The organism is Noviherbaspirillum sp. (assembly GCF_035254685.1).
Classification (GTDB): domain Bacteria; phylum Pseudomonadota; class Gammaproteobacteria; order Burkholderiales; family Burkholderiaceae_D; genus Noviherbaspirillum.
This window is the reverse complement of record NZ_DATFAI010000045.1, coordinates 205,183-213,392: the sequence shown is the minus strand read 5'-3', so window position 1 is coordinate 213,392 and position 8,210 is coordinate 205,183. Positions and strand designations below refer to the sequence as shown.

Genomic DNA, 8,210 nt, shown 5'->3' with positions numbered 1-8,210 from the left:
GAGCCGGTCGCCGTCGCCGTCAAAGGCCAGGCCGATTTCGGCATCGGTCTGCTGTAGGCAGCGGATCAGGTCCTGCAGGTTTTCCGGATGGGCCGGATCGGGATGGTGATTGGGAAAGTGGCCATCGACTTCGCAGAACAGCTCGATCACCTCGCAACCCATGCGACGGTACAGCTCGGGGGCAAAAGCGCCGGCCACGCCGTTGCCGCAGTCGACCGCGATCTTCATCGGGCGCGCGAGCTTGACGTCGCTGATGATGCGTTCGAGGTAGGCCGCCCTGATGTCGTGTGTGCGGTAGCCGCCGTTGCCGCTGGCAAAATCGCCGCGGGTGATGGTGCGGTACAGGTCCTGGATGGCGTCGCCGTAGATGGCTTCGCCGGCCAGCACCATCTTGAAGCCGTTGTAGTCGGGCGGATTGTGGCTGCCGGTGACCATGATGCCGGAGGCGGCGTCGAGCGCATGGGTCGCGAAATAGAGCATGGGGGTGGCGACCACACCGAGGTCGATGACGTCGATGCCGGCGCGGCGCAGGCCGGAAGCGAGCGCATCGGCCAGTTCGGGACCGGACAGGCGGCCGTCGCGGCCGATGACCACGCTTTGTTCGCCCTTTGTTCGGACCGCAGTGCCGAAGGCCTGGCCGATCTGGCGCGCCACGCCGATGTCCAGCGTCTTGCCCACGATACCGCGGATGTCGTATGCCTTGAAAATGCTCGGTGATGGTACAGACATGAAACGAAACCTCTCAATCAACAAACATCGAAACCTATTTCTTCTTGCGCAGGATCATCCACTGCGGCGCGTTGAAGCGCACGATCTGCGCATACAGCCATGTATAACCGGCGACAAAGAGCACCCCGAAGCCGACGAGCACCCATTTGTGTTGCCAGAACAAGGTCGCCGGGATGATGGCAGTCAATGACAGGAGCCAGAGATACGGAGAAGTCAGTGCGTTGCGCCGGGTCTTCGCGCGGGCGCCCTGCGCGCCCAGCGTCCAGCGTACCAGACGTTTGAACACCAGCATATGCAAATGCACGCCGTCCGGTATGCCGGGGGAAATGCCGCGCACGAATTTCTTGCGGTAAATCGAAAAGATCACTTCGAATGCGGGATAGATCATCAGCAAGGCCGCATACCATGCCGACACTTCGGGGTTGCGCGCGATGAGCAGCACGGCAAGTTCGGCCAGCATGAATCCAAGGAAGTAGGCGCCACCATCGCCGAGGAAAATGAGACCGTAAGGATAGTTCCAGACAAGGAAACCCGCCGTGGATCCTGCGAGCACCAGCGCGGCCGTGGAAACGTAGGCATCGCCGACCTGCATGGCCACGTACGCGAGCGACAGCGAAATGAAGATCGAGATAGCGCCGGCAAGGCCGTTGAAGCCATCGATGATATTGATGCCGTTTGCGATGCCGGCGACGCAAAGCACCGTAAAGAACAGCGACAGCGGCATGAACGTGAGCAAGGGATCGATGAAGGATACGTCGACCCGCACGATCGCCGCATCCAGCAGAAAGTAACCGACGACGGCGGACAGCAGCGTAAAGACAAGGCGATACATGACTGAAACATTCTTTGTCCAGTCTTCGAGGATGCCGGCGCCGAACGCCAGCACCGACGACAGCAGCAACAGGAAGATCCATTCGCCGATGGCTCTGGCCCGCAAATAGGCAAGGCCGGCACCCGCCGCCACGGCAAGGAAAATGGCCAGTCCGCCGATGCGGGGAACGGGATGGGAGTGGAATTTCTGCGCGCCTTCCAGCTCGGAATCGAGGGTCTTTTCGTGGATAGTCGCGAGCTTGATGATGAAGATGCCGACGAACAACGCCACGAAAAAACTGACTATGATGGAATGCATGTATGCTTTTTTCAGTCTCTCAAGCGATTACCGGCACGCTGGATCTTGCTTGGTTTTAAAATTGCCAACTCTCTATAATATAGGAGAAATGCTTGTCCTATAAGCGCGCAGGCGCAGGTTTTCTCCCACAATTCCGCCGGCAAGTTGACAGCAAGGAAAGAAATCTCCACCAGACAGCAGGCAATGCATGCACCACAATAAAACCATCCTCGTCACCGGCGCGGCCGGCTATATCGGCTCGCATACTTGCGTTGAACTGCTTGCCAGCGGCTATTCGGTCGTCGCCCTCGACAACCTGTGCAACAGCGCGCGCGAATCACTGGTCCGCGTGGAAAAAATCGCCGGCAGACCGCTGACCTTCGTCGAGGCCGACGTCAGGGACAGGAAGGCAATCGATTCCCTGCTGCGCCAGCATCGCATCGACGCCGCGATTCATTTCGCCGGGCTCAAGGCGGTTGGCGATTCCGTCAGACAGCCGCTTGACTACTTCGACAACAACGTCACGGGTTCCATCAACCTCCTGCAATCCTTGTCCGACGCAGGTATCCGGCATTTTCTCTTCAGCTCGTCGGCGACCGTCTACGGCGCACCACAATCGGTCCCGATCACCGAAACGGCGCCCTTGGCTCCCGCCAATCCTTATGGCCGCTCGAAGCTGATTGTCGAGCAGATGTTGCACGACCTCGGGCAATCCGATCCATCCTGGTCAATCGGCGCGCTGCGCTACTTCAATCCGGTCGGCGCCCACCCCAGCGGGCTGATTGGCGAAGACCCGCGCGGCGTTCCGAACAATCTCATGCCTTATGTCGCGCAGGTCGCCGTCGGGCGCATGCCGCGCCTGAAAGTGTTCGGCGACGATTACCCAACGCCTGACGGCACAGGCGTGCGCGATTACATCCATGTCGTAGACCTCGCTAAAGGGCATGTGGCAGCACTGGCGGGACTGTTCGCAACCGGCGGCAGCTTTACCGTGAACCTCGGCACCGGCCGCGGCTACAGCGTGCTTGAAGTAGTGCGCGCGTTCGAAGCGGCCAGCGGCGTTGCGATCGCACACGAGATGGCACCGCGACGCCCGGGCGACATCGCCGAGTGCTATTCCGACCCGTCGCTTGCGGAATCGCTCCTCGGCTGGAAGGCACGCAAGGGCCTCGATGAAATGTGCGCAGACCACTGGCGCTGGCAGAAGACAAATCCGCTTGGCTACGCGGCTTGATACAGCCTGATTACGCGGCGCGCATCAACTGCCGCTGATCGAGCACCCGTTCATACAGTTCGACATAGGACTCGGCCATCTTCTGCGCCGTGAACAGGTTCACAAAACGTTCCCGCGCCCGCAGCCCCATCTGCTCGACCAAGGCCGGATTCGCGTCCATGCGCTGCATAGCCTTGCGCAGCGCATCCGGATCGCTTGGAGGAACAACCAGCCCGGTCAGGCCATCGATATTGACATAGCTGCTGCCCGTGCCGATCTCCGAGGAGATGAGCGGCTTGCCGTACATTGCCCCTTCCAGCAGGGTCACGCCGAATGCCTCGGAACGCAGGTGCGACGGGAAGACGACCGCCTTGCACAATTTCAGCAATGCGACCTTGTCTTCATCCGGCACGGCACCGACAAAATGCACATTCGTCAGACCGAGCTGCGCAGCCTGCTGTTTCAGGCTCGCCTCGACCGGGCCGGCACCGACGATCACGACCCGGCTGCTGCTGTTGGCGCATGCATCGAGCAGGATATGCAGGCCCTTGTAATAGCGCAACACGCCGACGAACAGGAAAAAGCCCTCCCCGACTGCGTTGCGCCAGTGGCGCATACGTTCCGGCAGCGGCTGGGGATAGCAGCTTTCGTCCAGCCCGATCGGAATGACGGTTGCCTTGCTCCGGTATTCCTGCAATATCTCGCTGCTCTGCAGGTAATTCGGCGAAGTCGGCACGATCGCATCAACGCCGGCGAAAAAATGCCGCATCAAGGGGCGGTAAGCGGGCATCAGGAGACGCTGCCGCACGATGTCCGAATGGTAGGTCAGAATCGCTGGCCTGTTGCGGCGGGACAGGAGATCAAGCACGTCACCGAACGGCCAGGGATAGTGGTAGTGGACCAGTTCGGCGCGCGCGACTTCATCGCGAAACATCCGCAAGGCATTCAGCGAGATCGGCGTGGACGCGACTTCGAGATGGGTTTGCGCGCGCACGATCTCCACGCTGCCCTCATGCAGCACGGGTTGCCTGTTTGCCTGCCAGCTCAGGGTGAATATCCGGTTCGATACGCCCATCGGCGCGGTGGCCGCCGTCAGTTGCCGGATGACCGCCTCCACGCCGCCCATGGAATCCGGGTAGTAGGTCTTGAAGACGTGGAGGATGTTCACGATTGCCAGCCTTTCACTGCCGCCCCAGGACCGTGCGATACACGGCCACCGTCTCGTCGACCGTACGCTCCCAGGTCAATCGGGCCGCGCGAACGTGGCCGGCATCGATGCACTTGTTCCTGAGGGACTCGTCACTCGCCAGTCTGTGCATCGCGTCGCGAATCGCCCCGACGTCCAGGGGATTCACTTCGAGCGCCGCGCCTTCGGATACTTCCGGCAAGGATGTGGTGTTGGCTGTCACGACAGGTACGCCCGATGCGAACGCCTCGAGCACGGGAATGCCGAAGCCTTCGTACAGCGAGGGAAACACGAAGACGCCCGCTCCGGCGTACACATGCCGCAAGCGTTCCTCATCCTTCAGGTCATTGATCCACACGATGGCCTCGCCATTTTGGACTGCCGCCCGCATCCGGTTCAATAGTTCGTCGCATTCCCACCCGGCGCGCCCGACAATCACCAGTTGCCGTTCGCGGCGCATCGCCTCGGGCAACCCGAGATAAGCCTCGACGATGCGCTCGACATTCTTCCGCGGTTGCAACGTGCCGACGAACAGGAAATAGCCCGGCCGCACGCCCAGCGCACGCAGGGTTTCGTCGATAGCGCGTTGAGGCGGGCGCTCCAGCCATTTGGCATCCACGCCGCAATGCACCACCGTGATCCGGCGCTCGTCCACGCCGTACGCTTCGACCAGTTCAGTGACGGTGAAGCGCGAGAGCGCGATCACATGATCCGCATTGCCTGCCACATTTTTCTGCACCCAGTTCTTGATGCGTCGCAGCTTCCGGCTGGCCCACTCAGGATGCGTCAAGGGGACGGCATCATGCAATGTCGCCACAACCGGACAATTCATTCTGACGATGCGATAGTCGGTCGCGTGAAAGATGTCCACCGGCATATCGCATCGAATCGCACCGCCAGTCAGAAAATCACGCATGGCCAGCATGGCGAACGAGTGCGGCATGACCTGGCCCAGCTTGAGCCTGCTGCCTGAATTTTTGCTGGGCAACGGCGGGAAAGAATATCCGGTAACCCCGCACCCGGCCGCAGGCAGTCCTCGCATCAATGCGCTGGAATAGACGCCAATCCCATCCAGGAATCCTCCTGTCAAACGCGGCTCAATCGTCGTCGTGCTCAAGCCTACCCGGATGGAACTCATGTTTCCCGGACCATCCACCGCAGCGTCTCTTCCAGCGGAATCGTCTCGAAGTCGCCGATCAGGCGGCGCAGCTTGTCGACGGACCCGACCAGTGTCTTCACCTCGGACTGCCGCACGAATGCCGGGTTGACCCGCACATCGATCTCGTAGCCAGCGATGTCACGCATCAGGTCGAGGATGTCGCGGATCGAATACGGTCGGCCACTGCAAATGTTCACCACCTCGCCGGCGCTGTCGCGCTCCAGCAGGCAACGATAGGCGTGCGCCACCATGCGCACATCGGAGAAATCGCGCTGTACATCCAGGTTGCCGAGTTCGATCATCGCTGCGCGTTGCCGGAAATGCGACACGATCTTCGGAATCAGGAAATGCGGCGCCTGCCCTACACCGGTGTAATTGAACGGCCGAGTGATGACGATCGGCAGGCGGTCGCACCAGGTCCGAACCATGTATTCCATTGCCAGCTTGCTGGTCGCGTAATGGTTCACCGGCTCAGGCGGCTGCTCTTCCGTGATCACACCCACACGGGCATTGCCGTAAATGTTGGCGCTGCTCGCTACCAGCACGCGTTGCGGCGAGAGCTTTGCATCCGCCACCGCCTGCATCAGGTTGAGCGTGCCGATGACGTTAACGCGATAGAACGCCTCCACATCCGCATGCTGCACGAAGCTGATCGCCGCGAGGTGGACCAGGTAATCCGGACGCACTGTTTCCATCACCCGGCGGCAATTGTCTGGCGAGGTGATGTCGAGGATCACCTCGTGCGGCCCGGAGGGCGCGCCCACCACGGCCCCGATCACGGTATAACCAGCCGCTTCCAGCTCCGCCCGGACATATTTGCCGGTGAAGCCGTTCGCGCCCGTCAGCAGTACACGACGCTGTTCAGTCACATATGCCTTTTCAGAAAGAGAAGCCACGCTCGTTTCTGCGCACGTCTGCCTGCACCATCATCTGGCAAAGCTGCTCAAGCGTGGTCGACGGCGCCCAGCCGAGTTTGGCCTTGGCCTTGGCGGGATCGCCGATCAGCAAATCGACTTCCGACGGACGGTAAAACTTTGGATTCACGCGCACCAGCGTCTTGCCGCTGACCGCATCCACCGCGACTTCCTGCTCGCCCTTGCCGCGCCATTCGAGCTGGTAATCGGCGGCCTTGAAGGCCATCGTGACGAAGTCACGCACCGTCTCCGTGCGGTTGGTGGCAAGCACGTAAGTGTCCGGCTCGGCTGCCTGCAGCATGCGCCACATGCCTTCCACATATTCCTTCGCAAAGCCCCAGTCACGCTTGGCATCCATGTTGCCGAGTTCCAGGACGCTGGCCTTGCCGAGGCGGATCTTGGCGACGGTATCGGTGATCTTGCGCGTGACGAACTCGCGGCCGCGCAGCGGGGATTCGTGGTTGAACAAGATGCCGCTGCAGCCAAAGATGTTGTAGGACTCGCGGTAATTGATCGTAATCCAGTGTCCATACAGCTTGGCCACGCCGTAGGGGCTGCGTGGATAGAACGGCGTTGTTTCCACCTGCGGGATAGCCTGCACCTTGCCGAACATTTCGGAAGTCGATGCCTGGTAGAAGCGCACCGCAGGATTGACGATGCGAATCGCTTCCAGGAGATTGAGCGGTCCGATGGCGGTGATTTCGGCCGTCGTCACAGGCTGGTCGAAGGACACGCCGACAAAGCTCTGCGCGGCCAGGTTGTAGACCTCGCTTGCGCCGGTCGATTGCAGCAGGCGGATGCTCGCGCTCAGGTCGGTCAGGTCGTATTCAACCAGGTGCAGGTTGGGATGCTTGTCGATACCCAGTTCCTCGATGCGCCAGAAATTGACCGAACTGGTGCGGCGATAGGTGCCGTATACCTGATAGCCCTTGCCCAGCAGGAGTTCGGCGAGATAGGCACCGTCCTGTCCGGTGATGCCGGTAATAATCGCTGTCGTTGGTTTATTCATTGTTAGCAGGAATTCTTGAAGGAATTATAAAGACTTGGCCGCCGCGTTGTGCGTAACCAGCCGATGTTGTAGCGCGTGCGAGCGTCAACGATATTGACGCAGCGCATCAAAGTTCATCGACGATTTCACCTACCCGCTTGCGGAAAAGGTGCATGCCTATCATGCAGAACAACAGGGCCAGCGCCGCCGGCATCAGCAGGTTCTCCCACTGCGGCCATTTTCCGTGCACCAATATGTCCTGGTATGCCGTGATCAGGGGCACCATCGGATTCCAGTTGATGTACGGCTTCACCATAGCCGGCAGGATCGAGGCCGGATACACCACCGGCGTGAACCAGAACCAGAACTGCAGCAGGACCGCAAATGCCTGCCCGACATCGCGGAAGAACACATTCAGTACGCCGACCGAAATACCGAGGCCGATCGAAAACACGACCTGGATCGCCAGCACCGGGAAGATAGCGAGAAAGCTGACCCCTGGAAAGGTTCCGGAAAACACCAGGAACAGGATGAACAGGCCGAAAATGATGGCGAAATTCACCCCCGCGTTGAGTACCACGATGACTGGCAGGCAGATGCGCGGAAAGCTGATCTTCTTGATCAGGTTGGCATTCTCGAGGAAAACATTCTGCGCGCGTCCGACGATTTCCGCGAACAGGCCCCAGGTGAGGACACCGGCGCAGAGATAAATGCTGTAGGCGTAGCCGTTGTCCACGCCTGGCAGCTTGGCCTTCATCACCTGCGAAAAGATCACGGTGTAGACCACGATCATCGCCAGCGGATTCAGGACGGTCCATGCCGCGCCCAACAGCGAATTACGGTAGCGCGACTGGAACTCGCGCTTGACGCTGCCGGATATGAAGCCGCGATAGCTCCATATCGAGCGCAACAT

At 60.3% G+C, this 8,210-nt stretch carries 7 protein-coding genes and 1 pseudogene; 1 reads left to right on the top strand and 7 read right to left on the bottom strand.

What is annotated here, in order from left to right:
* A pseudogene (locus VJ698_RS21940) lies at positions 1-729 on the bottom strand (phosphomannomutase/phosphoglucomutase); the annotation flags it as partial.
* Between the two features lie 34 nt (positions 730-763).
* Positions 764-1,858 (bottom strand): glycosyltransferase, encoded by a 1,095-nt coding sequence (locus VJ698_RS21935; RefSeq protein ID WP_324104934.1) that lies wholly within the window; start codon positions 1,856-1,858, stop codon positions 764-766.
* A 187-nt stretch (positions 1,859-2,045) separates the two neighbouring features.
* Between VJ698_RS21935 and galE the strand changes: the two genes are divergently transcribed.
* Entirely contained in the window at positions 2,046-3,071 is a 1,026-nt protein-coding gene (galE, locus tag VJ698_RS21930; RefSeq protein ID WP_324104933.1) for a UDP-glucose 4-epimerase GalE, read from the top strand.
* 10 nt (positions 3,072-3,081) lie between these two features.
* Here galE and VJ698_RS21925 read toward each other — a convergent pair whose 3' ends face one another.
* The 5 genes from VJ698_RS21925 to VJ698_RS21905 form a co-directional block, all read right to left on the bottom strand.
* A complete protein-coding gene (locus VJ698_RS21925; protein ID WP_324104932.1) occupies positions 3,082-4,218 on the bottom strand; it encodes a glycosyltransferase in 1,137 nt (378 codons plus the stop codon).
* 13 nt (positions 4,219-4,231) lie between these two features.
* Complete coding sequence (locus VJ698_RS21920; protein WP_324104931.1) at positions 4,232-5,374, bottom strand: glycosyltransferase family 1 protein; 1,143 nt, start codon at positions 5,372-5,374, stop codon at positions 4,232-4,234.
* A complete protein-coding gene (locus tag VJ698_RS21915) occupies positions 5,371-6,291 on the bottom strand; it encodes a GDP-mannose 4,6-dehydratase (protein ID WP_324104930.1) in 921 nt (306 codons plus the stop codon). Before VJ698_RS21915 ends, VJ698_RS21920 begins: the two co-directional genes overlap by 4 nt.
* A complete protein-coding gene (gene gmd, locus VJ698_RS21910; RefSeq protein ID WP_324104929.1) occupies positions 6,275-7,318 on the bottom strand; it encodes a GDP-mannose 4,6-dehydratase in 1,044 nt (347 codons plus the stop codon). Before gmd ends, VJ698_RS21915 begins: the two co-directional genes overlap by 17 nt.
* A gap of 106 nt (positions 7,319-7,424) precedes the next feature.
* Positions 7,425-8,210 carry an ABC transporter permease gene (locus VJ698_RS21905; RefSeq protein ID WP_324104928.1) on the bottom strand — a complete coding sequence of 262 codons (786 nt, stop codon included), beginning with the start codon at positions 8,208-8,210 and terminating at the stop codon, positions 7,425-7,427.